This window comes from Musicola keenii, assembly GCF_014855505.1.
In the GTDB taxonomy this organism is placed as follows: Bacteria; Pseudomonadota; Gammaproteobacteria; order Enterobacterales; family Enterobacteriaceae; genus Musicola; species Musicola paradisiaca.
Genome location: NZ_JAAWVW010000007.1, coordinates 1 through 17,652, shown reverse-complemented (window position 1 = coordinate 17,652; position 17,652 = coordinate 1). Strand labels below are relative to the sequence as shown.

The 17,652-nt window shown below is 59.9% G+C and carries 13 protein-coding genes; 2 read left to right on the top strand and 11 right to left on the bottom strand.

Translation table 11 applies throughout. The features are described 5' to 3' along the window. Positions 1 to 65 precede the first annotated feature (65 nt). The 3 genes from nifD to HEP82_RS09225 all read right to left on the bottom strand — a co-directional run bounded on the left by nifD (position 66) and on the right by HEP82_RS09225 (position 2,768). Positions 66 to 1,514 carry a nitrogenase molybdenum-iron protein alpha chain gene (nifD, locus tag HEP82_RS09235; RefSeq protein ID WP_192457811.1) on the bottom strand — a complete coding sequence of 483 codons (1,449 nt, stop codon included), beginning with the start codon at positions 1,512 to 1,514 and terminating at the stop codon, positions 66 to 68. Positions 1,515 to 1,578: 64 nt separating this feature from the next. Next, entirely contained in the window at positions 1,579 to 2,460 is an 882-nt protein-coding gene (gene nifH / locus HEP82_RS09230; protein ID WP_012764121.1) for a nitrogenase iron protein, read from the bottom strand. A gap of 122 nt (positions 2,461 to 2,582) precedes the next feature. Beyond that, the gene (locus tag HEP82_RS09225; protein ID WP_192457810.1) at positions 2,583 to 2,768 is read right to left on the bottom strand and encodes a hypothetical protein; all 186 of its coding nucleotides are present in this window, start codon (positions 2,766 to 2,768) and stop codon (positions 2,583 to 2,585) included. Between the two features lie 251 nt (positions 2,769 to 3,019). On the opposite strand from HEP82_RS09225, the gene nifJ reads away from it, so the two are divergent. After that, positions 3,020 to 6,532, top strand: a complete 3,513-nt coding sequence (nifJ, locus tag HEP82_RS09220) for a pyruvate:ferredoxin (flavodoxin) oxidoreductase (protein WP_192457809.1) — start codon at positions 3,020 to 3,022, stop codon at positions 6,530 to 6,532. Here the strand turns inward: nifJ and HEP82_RS09215 are convergent. After that, the gene (locus tag HEP82_RS09215) at positions 6,508 to 6,804 is read right to left on the bottom strand and encodes a hypothetical protein (RefSeq protein WP_192457808.1); all 297 of its coding nucleotides are present in this window, start codon (positions 6,802 to 6,804) and stop codon (positions 6,508 to 6,510) included. The genes nifJ and HEP82_RS09215 overlap by 25 nt on opposite strands. Before the next feature lie 273 nt (positions 6,805 to 7,077). On the opposite strand from HEP82_RS09215, the gene HEP82_RS09210 reads away from it, so the two are divergent. Further along, a complete protein-coding gene (locus tag HEP82_RS09210) occupies positions 7,078 to 7,560 on the top strand; it encodes a DUF2501 domain-containing protein (RefSeq protein WP_192457807.1) in 483 nt (160 codons plus the stop codon). 248 nt (positions 7,561 to 7,808) lie between these two features. Here HEP82_RS09210 and astE read toward each other — a convergent pair whose 3' ends face one another. The 7 genes from astE to HEP82_RS09175 form a co-directional block, all read right to left on the bottom strand. Continuing rightward, positions 7,809 to 8,831, bottom strand: a complete 1,023-nt coding sequence (astE, locus tag HEP82_RS09205; protein WP_192457806.1) for a succinylglutamate desuccinylase — start codon at positions 8,829 to 8,831, stop codon at positions 7,809 to 7,811. A gap of 17 nt (positions 8,832 to 8,848) precedes the next feature. Next, positions 8,849 to 10,198 (bottom strand): N-succinylarginine dihydrolase, encoded by a 1,350-nt coding sequence (astB, locus tag HEP82_RS09200; protein ID WP_192457990.1) that lies wholly within the window; start codon positions 10,196 to 10,198, stop codon positions 8,849 to 8,851. A gap of 25 nt (positions 10,199 to 10,223) precedes the next feature. Beyond that, positions 10,224 to 11,693, bottom strand: a complete 1,470-nt coding sequence (astD, locus tag HEP82_RS09195) for a succinylglutamate-semialdehyde dehydrogenase (protein WP_192457805.1) — start codon at positions 11,691 to 11,693, stop codon at positions 10,224 to 10,226. Next, a complete protein-coding gene (astA, locus tag HEP82_RS09190) occupies positions 11,693 to 12,727 on the bottom strand; it encodes an arginine N-succinyltransferase (RefSeq protein WP_192457804.1) in 1,035 nt (344 codons plus the stop codon). Before astA ends, astD begins: the two co-directional genes overlap by 1 nt. A 21-nt stretch (positions 12,728 to 12,748) precedes the next feature. Continuing rightward, entirely contained in the window at positions 12,749 to 13,969 is a 1,221-nt protein-coding gene (locus HEP82_RS09185) for a bifunctional succinylornithine transaminase/acetylornithine transaminase (RefSeq protein ID WP_192457803.1), read from the bottom strand. Between the two features lie 608 nt (positions 13,970 to 14,577). Beyond that, positions 14,578 to 16,086, bottom strand: a complete 1,509-nt coding sequence (locus HEP82_RS09180) for a TolC family protein (protein ID WP_192457802.1) — start codon at positions 16,084 to 16,086, stop codon at positions 14,578 to 14,580. Positions 16,087 to 16,147: 61 nt separating this feature from the next. After that, positions 16,148 to 17,652: putative Ig domain-containing protein (locus tag HEP82_RS09175; RefSeq protein WP_192457801.1), on the bottom strand; the 1,505-nt coding region annotated here is incomplete at its 5' end.

The window sequence follows — 17,652 nt, the reverse complement described above, 5'->3', positions numbered from 1 at the left end:
TCTCCTCCCGCGCCACTAATCGGTGAACTAACGGGATATCAGGCGGATGTTATTAACAATCATCATCAGGCGGACTTCAGCCACGGGGCGGTTAATTCGCTCCAACTGGGATTGTTAAGCGTCATATCCATATCGCGGGCGAAAATGGCAAAGCCGTCATAGCCGTGATAAGGGCCGGAGTAATCCCAGGAGTGCATCTGGCGAAACGGCACCCCCATTTTCTGGAAGATGTACTTTTCCTTGATGCCGGAACCGATCAGATCCGGTTTCAGCGCCTTAACGAACGCTTCCAGTTCATAACTGCTGACGTCGTCGAACAGCAGCGTGCCGTCCTTCAGTTCCGGCAGCGTGCGGTCGTAATCGTCGTTGTGGCCGAATTCATAACCGGTACCGATGATCTCCATGCCGAGATCCTCATACGCGCCGATGATATGGCGCGGCCGCAGCCCGCCGAGGTACAGCAACACCTTGCGACCTTCCAGTCGGGGGCGGTATTTGGCGATCACGGCATCGGTTTGCGCCTGATAGCGGGCGATCACCGCCTCGGCGTTGTGCTGGATGGTGTCATCGAATTGCGCGGCGATTTTGCGTAGCGACTCGGCGATTTTGGTCGGGCCGAAGAAGTTGTACTCCATCCAGGGAATACCGTGCTTTTCTTCCATATGGCGCGAGATGTAGTTCATCGAACGGTAGCAGTGCACCAGATTCAGCTTCACATTCGGGGTGTTTTCCATCTCCACCAGCGTGCCGTCGCCAGACCACTGCGCCACCACCCGCAGCCCCATCTCTTCGAGCAGGATGCGTGAAGCCCAGGCGTCGCCGCCGATGTTGTAGTCGCCGATGATCGCGACGTCATAAGGGGTGGATTCGAACGGTTTACCGTCGCGGTTATCCAGCACCCAGTCACGGATCACGTCGTTGGCGATGTGGTGCCCCAGCGATTGGGACACGCCGCGGAACCCTTCGCAGCGCACCGGCACCACCGGTTTGCCGATCGCTTTACGGCTACTGTTGGCCACCGCTTCGATATCGTCGCCGATCAACCCCACCGGACACTCCGACTGGATCGAGATCCCTTTGGTGAGCGGAAACAGCTGCTCCAGTTCCTCAATCAGCTTAGTGAGCTTTTTGTCGCCGCCGAACACAATGTCCTTCTCCTGGAAATCCGAGGTGAAGTTCAGGGTGCCGAAGCTGTTGATACCGCTCAAGCCGGTGTAGTAGTTGCGTCGTCCGGCACGGGAATACTGCCCGCAGCCGATCGGCCCATGGGAGATGTGCGCCATATCCTTGATCGGGCCGAATACCACGCCTTTGGAGCCGGCGTAAGCGCAGCCGCGAATGGTCATCACCCCCGGCTGGGATTTGCGGTTGGAAACGATGCATTTCCCCACGCTCTCCATCGACTCTTCAGTGACCATCATGTGTTTTTTGCGCTCTTTGCGCGTCTTCTCGGGGAAGACTTCCAGCACTTCCTGGATAAGCGCCTGATTGCGTTCACGAGTTGCGTTTGTCATTCCTGCTGTCCTTCATGCTTCGCCAGACGTCCGCTCGCGGCGGCGACTGGCGCGGGGTGGGCCGTCAGGCGGCATTCTCTTCGGCGGCGGTCTTGCCGATGATGCTGGTGTCTTCCTCCTCCATGATGCCGAACTCCATCAGCAGCGCTTCCAGTTCGTCCATCGTCACCGGCGTGGGCACCACCATTTTGGTGTTGTTGACGATCTTGCCCGCCAGCGTGCGGTACTCATTGGCCTGTTTGCATTTGGGGTCGTATTCGATCACCGTCATGCGGCGAATTTCGGCGCGCTGCACGATGTTGTCGCGCGGCACGAAGTGAATCATCTGGGTGCCGAGTTTTTCCGCCAGCGCGATGATCAACTCATCTTCCCGATCGGTCTGACGGGAATTGCAAATCAACCCACCCAGGCGCACCTTGCCGGACTTGGCGTACTTCACGATGCCTTTGGAAATGTTGTTGGCGGCGTACATCGCCATCATTTCGCCGGAACAGACGATGTAGATTTCCTGCGCCTTGTTTTCGCGGATCGGCATCGCGAAGCCGCCGCACACCACGTCGCCCAATACGTCGTAGAACACGAAGTCGAGGTCTTCTTCATAGGCGCCCTCTTCTTCCAGGAAGTTGATGGCGGTGATCACACCGCGACCGGCACAACCCACGCCCGGCTCCGGGCCGCCGGATTCTGCGCAACGCACGTTGCCGTACCCAATTTGCAGCACGTCTTCCAGTTCCAGGTCTTCAACGGAGCCGACTTCCGCCGCCATTTCCATAATGGTGTTCTGAGCTTTGGCGTGCAGGATCAGACGGGTGGAGTCCGCTTTCGGGTCACAGCCGACGATCATCACCTTCTTGCCCATCTCCGCCAGCGCGGCGACCAGATTCTGAGTAGTGGTGGATTTGCCAATCCCCCCTTTGCCATAAATGGCGCATTGACGCATAGCCATGGTGGTATCTCCTGTTCAGATTGAATGCCTGTTGCATACGACAGGAGAAGTGCAGGGAACGTACCAGCCGTGCCATATAAACTAACCGTTTGATTTAAAAACATTTGATAGAAAAAACGCGGCTACAGGAGGAACAAAGGCAAGACAATCGGCAGACTAATTGTTGTAAACGGGACAATCGGGACAACCGCAGCAACGGCGGCGATGCCGTGTTGCCGCTGCCGGCATGCCATACCGTCCGGTGCCATCTGTTGCTTCGGCCCCGTCATACGCAACAACGCCTGTGCGTTCAGACGGCGGACAGCCACCGCGACCCCACACTTTGTTGGCAGGCCGACAGGATGTCGCAGTCCGTGTCTTATTCCGCGCAATTCCGCCGCTGCCGTGGGCAAGCGTCTGCGGTGTCATTAGTAATAACTCATTCAATAAAAAACACTTTCTCCCCCCTATCCTGAAGTGGCACAGGCTGTGCTACTGGCTTGGTTAAACGGCGAGTACGCGGTGAGATCCGTTCTGACTCACCGGCAATAACATCCGCCCCACCAAGAGGAACCCGTACATGGCAAGAAAGATGAAGACGATGGATGGGAATGCCGCCGCAGCGTATATCTCCTACGCATTTACCGATGTTGCGGCTATCTATCCCATCACCCCCTCCACGCCCATGGCAGAAAACGTCGATGAGTGGGCAGCCCAGGGGAAAAAGAACCTGTTCGGCCAGCCGGTCAGGCTTATCGAGATGCAGTCCGAAGCGGGTGCCGCCGGTGCGGTGCACGGCTCCCTGCAGGCCGGGGCGTTGACCACTACCTACACCGCGTCGCAGGGGCTGTTGCTGATGATCCCCAATCTCTACAAGATTGCGGGCGAACTACTGCCGGGCGTGTTTCACGTCAGCGCCCGCGCGCTGGCCACCAACTCGCTGAATATTTTCGGCGACCATCAGGATGTGATGGCGGTACGACAAGCCGGTTGCGCCATGCTGGCGGAAAGCAGCGTACAACAGGTGATGGATCTGGCGGCGGTGGCGCATCTGGCCGCCATAAAAAGCCGGGTGCCGTTCATCAACTTCTTCGACGGCTTCCGTACTTCCCATGAGATCCAGAAGATCGAGCTGCTGGAATATGATGAGCTGGAACCGTTGCTGGATCGACACGCGCTGGATCGCTTTCGCCGTAACGCCCTGAACCCGGATCACCCGGTGATCCGCGGCACGGCCCAGAACCCGGATATCTACTTTCAGGAGCGTGAATCCGTCAACCCGTTCTACGATGCGTTGCCGCATATCGTGGAAGACTATATGGCGCGCATCAGCCGGTTGACCGGCCGCGAGTACCATCTGTTCAACTACCACGGCGCGCCGGATGCCGACCGGATGATCGTCGCAATGGGCTCAGTGTGCGAAACCATTACGGAAACCGTCGACTATCTCAACCAACGTGGCGAAAAAGTCGGGCTACTGACGGTGCATCTCTATCGTCCTTTCTCGCTGGCGCACTTCTTCTCCGCCATTCCCGATTCCGTCCAGCGTATCGCGGTGTTGGATCGCACCAAAGAACCGGGCGCGCAGGCCGAACCGCTGTATCAGGACGTTAAAACCGCCTACTACAACCACGATACCCGGCCGTTGATCGTCGGCGGGCGCTATGCACTGGGCGGCAAAGACATCCTGCCGGCGCATGTGGCGTCGGTGTTCGACAACCTGTTGCAACCGGTGCCGAAGGACGGTTTCACGGTAGGGATCGTCGATGACGTCACCCATACGTCGTTACCGCAGCCGACCGTCCATATCGACACCGCACCCGCGGGCACCACCGCCTGCAAGTTCTGGGGGCTGGGCTCGGACGGCACCGTCGGCGCCAACAAAAGCGCCGTCAAGATCATCGGCGATCAAACCCCGATGTACGCGCAAGCCTACTTCTCCTATGACTCGAAAAAGTCCGGCGGCATCACCGTCTCGCACCTGCGTTTCGGCCAGCGCCCCATCACCTCGCCTTACTTGATCCACAGCGCTGATTTCATCTCCTGCTCCCAGCAGTCCTATGTCGATAAATACGACCTGCTGGCTGGGCTGAAAACCGGCGGCACCTTCCTGCTGAACTGCACCTGGCGTGCCGCAGAGCTGGAGGCGAAACTGCCCGTCGCCATGAAACGCTATCTGGCGCGCCAGCAGATCCGCTTTTTCACCCTCAACGCGGTGCAGATCGCGCAGCAGCTTGGGCTGGGCGGGCGTTTCAACATGATCATGCAGGCGGCGTTCTTCAAACTGACCGGCATCATTGCCGAGGCCACCGCCGCCGACTACCTGAAAAGCGCGGTGGTCAAATCCTACGGCAGCAAAGGGCAGAACGTGGTGGACATGAACTGCGCCGCCATCGACCAGGGGATGCAAGCGCTGGTCGAGGTTGCCATTCCGGCGCACTGGGCGACGCTGGCGGATGACACCGCCGACGCCGCCCGTCCGGTGCCGGCCTTTATCCGCCAGATTTTGCAACCGATGAACCGCCAGGAAGGCGATTTGCTGCCGGTCAGCGCCTTTGCCGGTATGGAAGACGGCACCTTTCCCCCCGGCACCGCTGCCTTTGAAAAACGCGGCATCGCTATTCAGGTGCCGGCCTGGCAACCGGAAGGTTGCACCCAATGCAACCAGTGCGCGTTCATCTGCCCGCACGCCGCCATCCGCCCGGCACTGCTGAGTGAAGAAGAACGGCAGCAGGCGCCAGTGGCGCTGCAAAGCAAAGCGGCCAACGGCGCCAAAGACTACCACTATCATCTGGCGGTCTCGCCGCTGGACTGCTCCGGCTGCGGCAATTGCGTCGATATCTGCCCGTCACGCGGCAAGTCACTCACCATGCAGCCGCTGGAAAGCCAGCAAGCGCAAATTCCACTGTGGGAACATGCACTGGCGCTCGCCCCCAAGGCCAACCCGTTCAGCAAAACCACCGTCAAAGGCAGCCAGTTCGAAACGCCGCTGCTGGAATTCTCCGGCGCCTGCGCCGGCTGCGGCGAAACCCCTTACGCCCGCTTGCTGACCCAACTGTTCGGCGACCGAATGCTGATCGCCAACGCCACCGGTTGCTCCTCCATCTGGGGTGCCAGCGCGCCGTCGATCCCCTATACCACTAACCATAAAGGGCAGGGCCCGGCCTGGGCCAACTCGCTGTTTGAAGACAATGCCGAGTTTGGGCTGGGGATGTTACTGGGCAGCCGCGCCGTCCGCGAACAACTGGCAGGCGATGTGGCCGCCGCGTTAGCCCAGCCGCTTAGCCCGGCGCTCAGCGATGCGTTCAGCCTGTGGCTGGAACTGAAGGATCGCGGGGAAAACACCCGTGAGCGGGCGGATCGGCTGACGGCGCTGCTGGAGTGTGAAAAAGGCGAGGATCCGCAGCTCAACCGGATCTATCAGAACCGCGACTACTTCGCCAAACCTTCGCAATGGATCTTCGGCGGCGACGGCTGGGCTTACGACATTGGCTACGGCGGGCTGGATCACGTACTGGCCTCCGGCGAAGACATCAACGTATTGGTGTTCGATACCGAGGTGTACTCCAACACCGGCGGGCAATCGTCCAAATCGACGCCGGTGGCGGCGATCGCGAAATTCGCCGCCGAAGGTAAACGCACTCGTAAGAAGGATCTCGGCATGATGGCAATGAGCTACGGCCACGTTTACGTCGCGCAGATAGCGATGGGCGCGGATAAGGCGCAGACGCTGAAAGCGATCGCCGAAGCGGAGGCATGGCCAGGCCCGTCGTTGATCATCGCCTACGCCGCCTGCATCAACCACGGGTTGAAAGCCGGTATGGGGTGCAGCCAGCGGGAAGCCAAAAAAGCGGTGGACGCCGGTTACTGGCATCTGTACCGCTATGATCCGAACCGGCAGACGCAGGGCAAAAACCCGTTCATCCTCGACTCGGAGGAGCCGGAAGAGGATTTTCAGGCGTTCCTGATGGGAGAAGTGCGTTACGCCTCGCTCAAACGTCAACGCCCGGATATCGCGACAGAACTGTTCGCGCAAACCGAGCAGGATGCCAAAGCGCGCTTTGAACGTTACCAACGCCTGGCGGACGGCTGATCGCTGCCGGCGCCCCCATGTTGCTGTTGTGTCTGGGAAACAGTGACGGTATCCCCCCATCCGTCAGGATACCGTCCAGACAGGGATGTCATGTTGGTATAGACCCGCTGTTGGGTCAGGCTGGCGGGCAGTCGACAAACCTGGCTGGCATCGCGCAACCCTGCGGGATGCCGCCCGGCGCCGATCCTTAACGTTCTGGCATTCGCTATGTCACACCCGGCGACGCCTGATACCTGAACCGGGCGCCGTCGTGCCCAGCTTGGCGGCATCATGTCACCGCCGAGGCCGGTGCGGATGACGACTGCCCGCCGCCGCCTTTTTCCGCGCCATCGTTGGGCCTGGTCGGCCTGAACGTCGTCGACTGCACATGAAATGATGGTCTCCCCGGCAACGACGTATTCTCTCTCGCGATTTTTCAGTGTTATCGGCGATTTCGGTTTTATCGGCGATTTCGGTTTTATCGGATAGTATCCAACGACCACGGCGATAAACTCACCGCCGCTTTCTTGCCTGCTTGTCAGGTCACAAAAAAGAGTGAATCCGTTATGAAATCCATCAAACACACCATGAACACCGTTGGGTTAACCATCCTGCTGGCCGCAGGCAGTGTTCAGGCCGCCGGCTGGCAAGATACCCTGTCCAGCGCCGCCAGTCAGTTGAGCCAGAACAACGCCGCATCACCCAGTCAGGGCAACCTGGTCAGCCTGCTGAACGGCGGCACGCAATCACTGAGCGCCGGCACCATGAACAATGCCGCGGGTATCTTGCAATACTGCGTCAAACAGAAACTGATTGCCGCCACCAATACCGACAATATCAAAAACCAGCTGTTGAATAAGCTTGGCTTGTCCACACAGCAGGAGCAGCAAAAGCAGACCGATTATCTGCAAGGGCTATCGGGGATGCTGAATACCGGCGACGGCAAACAGTTGAATCTGAACAATATCGGCAGCACGCCGCTGGCGGAGAAAGTCAAAACCAAAGCCTGTGATCTGGTGCTGAAACAGGGCGTCAAATTCATCTCCTGATCCCCGCCCGGTGCGCCACCCACCGGCGCACCCGCAATACGATCGCTTATCAATAGCGGCCCGTAAGGGCCATTGCGCTTTACGCCGGGGCATCACGCCCCTGATGCGACGCCAAGCTGTGCCCCGTAACGCTTTCTCGCACCCAGCCTTTCACTACAACGACATGAACACCACTACAGCGACGTGAACACCACTTGGCCGTGACGATTAACGCTTGAAAAACACGCAACGCGGTTAAGGGCCATACCTCAGTCCGCCGGTTGCGACAACACGCCTCCCGCCAACTCGCCCGGCGCTATCTCCGTCAGCACCATGCCGGCGCGCAACCCCTGCGCCACCGACGGGTTGGGAAACAGTATCCACTCCCGCTCATGGGCGACCCGGTACTCTTCCCCCGGTTGCTCGCACAGCAACGTGCCGCGTGCAAACGGCGTGAAATTCGGCGCATCACCGGCGACATGCAATTGAAACGCCTCGCTGCGTTTGATCAGCGAACGCACCACGCTGAATAACCGCATCGGCGCCACCCGGCGTACCGGCATCGACGTACCGCTCACCAACGCCCGCAGCGCCTGGTCGATCGCATCGAACTGACCAAGGTCGTTCTCCCCCAACGGCCGCGCTTTGCCCAACTCCAACGTGCAGCTGGCCGCCATGAGTTGCTCGCTACTGAAATGGCTGAAGGTGCCGCCCGGCTCGCGGTGTACCACCAGCGCATCCAGCTCCGCCGCCGTCAGGCTTTCCAACAGCAGCAGATTATAAGGACGTTCCTGGAACGGCAGCAGCCCGAAGCGCGGCAACAACGAATCACGAATCGCCGTGTGCAGATCGTAGTGATAACGCTCGATGCCGCCGGTCAGCGCATCCGCCGCAAAAAAAGCCGTCAGCACCTGTTCCAGCCAGTGTGCGCGCACGGTCTCACCACTGAGCGGGAAACGGCTGTGGCGCCCGCCGAACATCCGGTTGATGTCGCTGTGCAGGTAGCGTTTACCCGCACGGATCGCCGCCGGATTACCCAATACCAACAGCAGCCGTACCGTCAAGGGAAGCCGGCCGGTCAGCAGATCACCCGCCAGCCGGTCGAGCAGTTCGATCGGCGCGGTTTCATTGCCGTGGATCCCGGCCGACAGCGCCACCGCACGCTGATACCCCGCCGCCGGCGTCAGTTCCAGCACTCCTTCCCCTAACCAGCGCCAGCGCAAACCACCTTGCTCACCGCTGGACGGCGTCGATATTTCACCCCGTAGGGTTTGTGCCAGAAAATCATTCATTGTGTATCTCTCTGCGATCAACGGGATGACTGCTGGAAAGGATAGACCGACCCCAGCCCTAAAATACGGGTCAACTCATCCAGCGCGGTGCGGCTTTCGCGCAGCAGCTGCGGATCCGCCAGATCGTCCTGCGTCAACCGATCGCGATAGTGGCGATCCACCCACTGGTTCAGCGTGACGAACAGTGCGTCGTTCATCAACACGCCGGGATTCATCGCCCGCCGTTCGGTATCGTTGAGCGCCACCCGCAACCGCAGGCAGGCCGGGCCGCCGCCGTTACGCATGCTTTCGCGCAGATCAAACACCCGAATATCGTCAACCGGGCCGCCGCTGGCTGCAATCTCGCTCAGCATCTCCCACACGCCGGCATGTTGGCGGCACTCTTCCGGCACCACGATGGTCATGCCGCCGTCCGGCCGGGTCAGTAGTTGGCTGTTGAACAGATAAGTGCCAACCGCATCCGCGACCGATACCCGCGCCGCCGCGACTTCAATCACATGCAGGGTCTGTTCTAACGTCGCCAGCTTACGGCGGATTTCATCCAGCGCCTGCGTCTGATGCAAGAACGCCAATTGATGGCAGAACAGTACCTGCTGGTTGCTGACCGCGATCACATCGTTATGAAACACACCCTGATCGATCACCGCCGGGTGCTGCTGCACAAATACCGTATGCGCCGGATCGAGCTGGTGCAGCCGGGCGATCGCCTCGCTGGCCTCTCGGGTCTGGCGCGCCGGGTAGCGTTGCGGCCCCGGTTCACCGTCAAACTGCTGTACGCCGTAGACAAACACCTGCACGCCGCGACACGCATAATCACCGCCCAACCGGTTGTGGTTGGCCGCTCCTTCATCGCCGAACAACGCCGACTGCGGCAGCGCCTGATGGTGGGCGAAATGGCGTTCGTCGTGGAAAATGGCGCGCAACACCGCCGAGGTGGTTTCCGCCTCGATCGAACGATGAAATTTATTGTTCAGGTTGGCGGCGGTGAAATGCACACGCCCATCGGTGCTGTCCGCCGACGGCGATACCGTGGCGGCGTTGGCCGTCCACATGGACGACGCCGAACTGAGCGTTGAGAGCAGGCGCGGCGAACGGCGCATCGCCTGCGCCAATACCGACTCGTCGCTGCCACTGAACCCCAAGCGGCGCAGCATCGGCAGGTGTGGACGCTCCTGCGGCGGCAGCACCGCCTGCGTCAGCCCCAGATCCGTCAACGCCTTCATTTTCAATAAGCCTTGACGGGCGGCCAGTTGCGGGTTGGCGACGGCATCGCGGTGCCGGGTCGAGGCTTCATTACCGAACGACAGGCCGGCGTAGTGGTGCGTCGGCCCGACCAGCCCGTCCATATTCATTTCAAATCCAGACATCATGGTTCTCCAGACGGGATAAAGGTTACAGCAACAGCCCCGGCGACAAGGCCGCGGGCAATGTCAGGGTCTCGCTTTCGAGCGACGCCATCGGCCAGGCGCAATAATCCGCGGCATAAAACGCGCTGGCACGGTGATTGCCAGAAGCGCCTATACCGCCGAACGGCGCCGCGCTGGAGGCCCCGGTCAACGGCCGGTTCCAGTTAACGATACCGGCGCGCGCTTCCAGCAACAGGCGTTCAAACCGCTCGCGGTCAGGTGATACTAACCCCACCGCCAGCCCGTAGCGGGTGCTATTGGCCAGGCGCAACGCCTCGTCAAACGACCGGTAGCGCGTCACGCAGGTCAGCGGGCCGAAATACTCTTCATCCGGCACCCCCACCACGCCGGTGACATCCAGAATGCCCGGCGTCAACAGCCCGTTATCCGACTGTGGCCGCGTCATGGGCAGGAAAGGTTTGGCGCCTAGCGCCAACAGTTGCCGTTGTGCCGCCATCATCCGATCCGCCGCCGCGGCGGAAATCACACCGCCCATAAACGGTTGCGGTTCATCGTTCCAGCGTCCGACGCGCAAACGCGCCGTGACCTCCACCAGCCGGCGCAGGAATGTATCCCCTTGCTCGCCGTCGCGCACCAGCAGCCGGCGTGCGCAGGTACAGCGCTGACCGGCGGAGATAAACGCCGACTGAATCGTCAGGTTGACCACGGCGTCGATATCCGTCGCCTCATCAATGATCAGTGCGTTATTGCCCCCCATCTCCAGCGCCAGCATCTTGTCCGGCTGCCCGGCCCACTGACGATGCAGGTGATAACCGGTGCCCGCGCTGCCGGTAAACAGCAGCCCGTCGATCTCCGGGCTTGCGGCCAACGCCGCACCGGTTTCTCGCCCGCCTTGTACCAAGTTGAGTACGCCCTGCGGCAGCCCGGCCTGCTGCCACAGTTTCACCGTCTCCTCGGCGGTCAGCGGCGTAAGCTCGCTCGGCTTGAACACCACGCCGTTGCCGGCCAACAACGCCGGGACGATATGCCCGTTCGGCAGATGACCGGGAAAATTATAGGGGCCGAACACCGCCAGAACACCGTGCGGCCGATGGCGCAAGGTCGCTGCGCCGTCCGCCATCGGCGTACTGCTCTCGCCGGTGCGCTGCTGGTAGGCCTGCAGCGAGATGGCGATCTTGCCGATCATCGCCTGCACCTCGGTCAGGGTTTCCCAGCGCGGTTTGCTGGTTTCTCGGCTGATGGTTTCCGCCAGCGCCGTTTTATGCTGCGCCAGCAACGCGGCAAAGCGCTCCAGCACCACGATACGTTCCGCCAACGGGCGACGCGCCCAGGCAGGAAACGCGCGCCGCGCCGCGTCACAGGCCTGCGCCACATCGTGCGCATCCGCGCCGGCGGCTTGCCACAGCACATGGTTATCCAGCGGGTCGGTTTTGGTGACGTCGCCGCCGCGGCCAGGCCGCCAGACGCCGTCGATAAACAAGGATGCATACGACATCAGCGATTCTCCGCAGTCGTCAAAGGAAGGATGCGTACCGGACTACCCGCCTGTACGCCCAACGCCGCCGCCTGGGCGGCATCCAGATTCAAAGTGTCGTGCCCGACGCCACCTTGCACCAGCAGCGCCCGATAATTGAGATAGTCGTCATTGGCCGCCAGATACACCGGCGCATCCGGCGATGTGGGCTGCTCGCCCAACGCAACACTGACGCTGCGACTCTCTTTCACCGCCCGCAGCTCGTCCAGCGCCGCTTCCAGCGTCGGGCCGCCGTCGAAAATATCGATATAGCCCTGATAGCGCAGCCCTTCCGACTCCAGCACCCGACGCGCCGGCACCGTATGCGGGTGCACCTTGGCGATCGCCGTGCGGGCGTCTTCCGGCAAAAAATCCACGTACAGCGGATGGCGCGGCATCAGTTCGGCGATGAACGCTTTCTGGCCGGTGCCGCTCAGGTAATCCGCAGTGGCGAAATCCATGGCGAAGAAGTGTTTGCCGACGCCTTCCCAGAACGGCGAGCGCCCCTCGTCGTCAGCATAGCCGCGCATCTCGGCGAAGACTTTGTCGGCAAAATGCGAGCGAAACGCGCTCATAAACAGAAAACGCACCTTGGACAATAGTTTGCCGTTCAGGCTGTGGCGGTAGTCCGGGTCTAGAAACAACGTACACAGTTCGCTGTAGCCAGTGTGATCGTTGCTGAGAAACAGCGTCGGCACCGCCCGGTAGACATTGAGCGTTTTTGAGGCATGAACTTGCGTACCGACACGAAAGTTGTACCAGGGCTCCTCCAACCCTACCGCCGCCTCCAGTGCGCTGACGCCGACCACACGGCCTGCATCGGTATCTTCCAACACGAACAGATACCCTTGCTCCCCTCTTAATGCGCTGCCTTGGCGGGTTTTCACCATCCGTTCGATACGGGCGGAAAGAATCGCTTCATTACACGGCAGCGACGTTAACCCGACGCCGGTTTTCCCGGCCAGCGTCAGTAAATCGGCCAGATCGTGCTCCTGAACATGGCGAATGATCATCATTTTTGCATCCTCCCGCCGTCATCAGCACTCGGCACAAAATCGCGCTAGCGCGCATGCCAACCGTGACAACCCTTCGTCAATATCCGCTTCGGGGATGATCAGCGACGGCGTAAACCTCACGACATCCGGCCCCGCCATCAGCACGATCGCCCCTTCTTCGCCCGCCAAACGCAATAGCTTTTTGGCCTGCCCGGCAAACGCCTCTTTGAGTACCGCGCCCAGCAGCAGCCCTTTGCCGCGTACGCAGGAAAACACCGGATAGCGCTGATTCAATGCATCCAGCCCTGCCACCAGACGACGATGGCGCGCCGCGACACCCGCCAGCACCTCCGGCGTATTGATCAGGCCGAACACCGTACCGGCCACCGCCGCCGCCAACGGATTGCCGCCGTAGGTAGTGCCGTGTGACCCGACCGATAGCGACTGCGCCAGTTTTTCGGTGGTGAGCATGGCGGCGATCGGGAAGCCGCCGCCCAGCGCTTTGGCGGTGGTCAGAACATCCGGCACGACACCGTAGTCCATATAGGCATATAGCGAACCGGTACGGCCGACGCCGGTTTGCACTTCATCGAAAATCAGCAGCGCGCCGTGACGATCGCACAGTGCGCGCACCCCCTGTAGGAACGCCGGATCAGCGGGCAGTACGCCGCCCTCCCCCTGAATCGGCTCGACAATCACCGCACAGGTGCGTTCATTGACGGCAACGTCCGCCGCCGACAGATCGTTAAACGGTACATGGAATATCCCGCCGGGCAGCGGTGCGAAATCCTGGGAATACTTCGGTTGCCCGCCCGCGCTGACGGTGAATAGCGTGCGGCCGTGAAAAGCGTTGCCGAATGCCACAATACGATTTTTATCGGCGATACCGCTGTCGTGGCCCACTTTGCGCGCCAGCTTCAACGCCGCCTCATTGGCCTCCGCACCGGAATTGCAGAAAAACACCCGTTCGGCGAAGGTGGCGTCGATCAACTGCTTCGCCAACCGCAACACCGGTTCATTGGTGTAGCCATTGCCCATATGCCAGAGCTTACCCGCCTGCTCAACCAGCGCCGCCTGCGCCGCCGGATGTGCATGCCCCAACGCATTGACCGCGATGCCGCCGGCAAAATCGATATACTCTTTTCCTGCCTGATCCCACACGCGGGAACCTGCGCCGCGCACCGGGATAAACGCGGCGGGGGCATAGACCGGCACCATGCGGTCATCAAAATCACGACGGGAAACAGACTCAGGATGCTCCATACTGACCTCGGTAGTTCTTCATTATTTTGCCTCTTCAGGCCACCTGGCCGCCGAATGGCGCAGAATCAATAAAAAACAGCTCATGCCAGCCAGCCCGCTTTCGGTAAAGGGGGAATTCCATCGGCACAGCCTTGGAATAACCAACGTAACAAATTGTTTTATATTTAATTTTCACTCACCACTCTTCGGCACCCAACCCACCGGAAAACAGATGTGCTGTTATCCGACCTTATAACAACTATAGAGCAGCTATCGTGCCAGAGAGTGAATAAAATCGGAGTGAGTTATATTTTTACATTAAAAACAATGATTTATATTGCATAAATATGCAATATTTATGCATTCAAAGCTGAGAGACAGGAAAAAACATGAGAAAAATCCACGCTGACGTCAGAAAATCTATTCAAACGAAAAAAATACATTTTCCCTGACTAACAGTGAAAAAACCGAGGCGACACCCTGCACCACCGCGCCGCCAGCGCACCAAAACAAGGCAATGGCCGCACCAATACAGTGAGAAACGATATTGGAGAACCAGAGAAAATATGACTCAGAGGGCGTGTCATGAGGCCGCTACAGGCCGCATGACACGAAAAATAGAAAAGTCATCAGAAGGATTGCAATGCGCCGATATTACCCTGTTGCCAGCTGGCTTCCGACTGACGCAGCGCCTGGCTGATGTCAACAAGCCGATCGGAAGGCAGTTTCTTCGGCAATAGATCCAGCCCGACCGTCGACAAAATTTGCCCATAGGTATTACGCAGTTCCGCATAGGCCAGATCCTGACGCAGGCTGGCGTTCAGCGCATTCAGCTCGCCCTGGATCAGCTGTAATTCACCGATGCTGTTCGCTTTATAACGGTTTTTCAGCTGTTCGGCGATCTGGCCGTCCAAGTCACGCAATTCCGTACTGGTCTTGTACTGACGCAACGCCTCATTGAAATTGGCGCGAGCAATGTAAAGCTGCGCCATCACCGCCAGCGACATCGCCTGACGCTGCATTTCCGATACGGTTTCATTGGCCTGCGCCGCTTTGTGCGCCGCCGGCCCGGACAGCAAGTTGAACAAATTCCAGGTGACTTTCACCCCGACATCCGCCCAGCTCTGATTGACCATGAACGAGTTGCTGTCATAGTGACCACCCGCGCTCACTTCAATCCCCGGCAGCATACGCAGCAGAGATTTGCGGGTTTCAGCTGCGTGAATACGCACCTGATAATCCTGCTCGCGCAGCTCCGGTCGGCTAACCAGCGCGGCCTGTTCCAACGTGTTGAAATCCACCGTCAACTGCGGCGCGACCATGTCCTTACCGGCCGGCAGTGCCAGCGTATAAGGCGTGTCCAGCGGCAGGTTCATCAAGGTTGCCAGTTCCGTTTTCGCCAGCGATAACGCCCGACGTTGCTCTTCCAACTGACGCACCGCATCGATCAACGCGCGACGATAGCTCAGCGCTTCAATCGGATCGCCCACCTGCTGCGTACTCATGTGCTCACTGGCCTCGCGCGCCTGATTGACCCGGCCGATCAAGCCATCAATACGCCCCAGCAAGCGCTCAGCCGCCACCGCCCGCCAGTACGCCGAGCGCACATCTTGCAGGATGGTATGTACCACTTTGCGTTTACGCTCTTCGGCAATCCAGCCCTGATCAGCTTTCTGCTTGGCGCCGACATAGCTGACGCCGAAATCGAGCACGTTCCATACCATCGTCAGGTCGGCAACCTGTCGATCACGATCCAGCGAGGTCGACGGCTCCAACGATTGCCGCCCCGTTTCTACGCTACGGCTGCTGGATGCGCTGGTATTGCTGCGCCCGACATAGCCCGCCGCCATCGCCATCTGGGGCAGCATGTCGTAACGCGCCAGTTCCAGCTGCTGCTGCGACAGCGCCTGCTCCATCACCTTAAGCCGCGCTTCCAGATTGTATTTCAACGCCCGCGCCATAGCGTCGTACAAGGTAATCGGCGCAGTGACAGGCTCCTGCTTGCCAAACATGACAACCTTGTCTTGCTGAATGCGTTGTTCACTTTGTTGTTTTGAAATGGGCTGGCTCGTTACGGCGCAGCCGCTCATCGCCATCACCATCAGGCTAAGACTGAAAAATTTACGACCCTTTGACACGTTCTACTCCTGCCCATTGTTGTTATTGTCATGACGCCGTCGATGCCCAGGACGCCGCTCATCATCCCTGTTGCTCTTGCTGTTGCCCCATCGCGAGCAACGCCTGTTCAATGGCCGCCAGACGCTGCCATTCGTTATCACCCAGCTGCTGTAATTGCTGCTCCAAACTGGGGGTGAAATTCATCGCCGAACCGCCAGGCGATGAGGCGGTGAATCCGCCACCGCTGCCGGTATTCGTGTTGATATCCCGCCAGCTCCCCCCGGAGAACACCGACATCGTCGACAGCGAAGGCAGGTTAGTACCCGAAAACAGCCCCGCCAACGAAGAACTGCCGCCCAACGCGCCGCCGGTATTGAAGCTGGGGAAAGACCCCAGCGCACTGTCGAAATGGCCCACACCGCCCGTCGCACCCACCACAAAAGCGTTCGAGATCTGACTGACGGGCGTTGTCGTGGTAGACGCTGTTTGCTGGGAGGACTGGAAAATCGACGCCGTTACCGTCGTGCTTTCCGCCGTTACGCCGGTGCTGATCGCGCCGAGCGATGACGAACTCAACAGCGACCCAAGCGTTACCGGCGCATTCGACACGACGCTAACAGCCACCGTCGGGGTCGAGGCCAGTGCCGACGCGGCCGTCGTACCGTTCACTTTGAACTCGGGATCACCGTTATCCAGCGTGCTGCGGGTAATGGAAAGGACAAAGCTGGCGCTCACCGACGCGCTACTGCTATCGCTCGCCGTGACGCGAATGGTCAGGCTGCCCACATCGCCGCTGCCCGGCGTGCCGGACAAAGTACGAGTCACCGGGTTAAAGGTCAGCCAGCCCGGCAGCGCCGAGCCATCGGCCTGTGTCGCGCTCAGCGTCAGCGCATCGCCAGAATCCGGATCAGTGAACAAACTGGCTGGCACCACCAGACTGAAACTGCTGTCCTGCGTCGCCGTCTGCGCCGCCAGCGTACCATTCACCACCGGGGACTGGTTGTTGTCATTAACCGCCAAATCGAACGTCGTACTGATCGACGCATTACTGCTGTCGGTCGCCGTCACGCGAATGCTCAGGTTGCCCACATTGCCACTGCCGGGCGTGCCGGAGAAAGTACCGTTCGCCGCATTAAACGTCAGCCAACTCGGCAGCGGTGAACCGTCCGCCAGCGTTGCGCTCAGCGTTAGCGCATCGCTGGTATCAACATCCACAAACGTGCTGTTTGGCACCGTGAAACTGAATGCGGTGTTTTTTATCGCGGTTTGACCACTGATGGTGCTGCCGATGATCGGCGCGTCATTGACGTCGCTCACCGTCAGCGACGCCTGCGCGCTGTTGCTGGAGAACGCGCTGCCGCCGCCGGTGGTCGAGGTATCCGCCAGCCCCCGGGTCGCCCCTGTGGTGGCCGTGCCGCTGGTCTGATCCCAGGCATTGAAAGTGAAGGCGGCGGTTTCGCCGTTAGCGCCATCCGGCACATAACGCAGCTGCGCCGTCGCACTGAGCAGCAGCGCCGATGAACTGGACACCGTGCCGACGCTGAACCAGTTGGCCCCGCTGTCCGTCGAGTATTGCCACGCCCCGT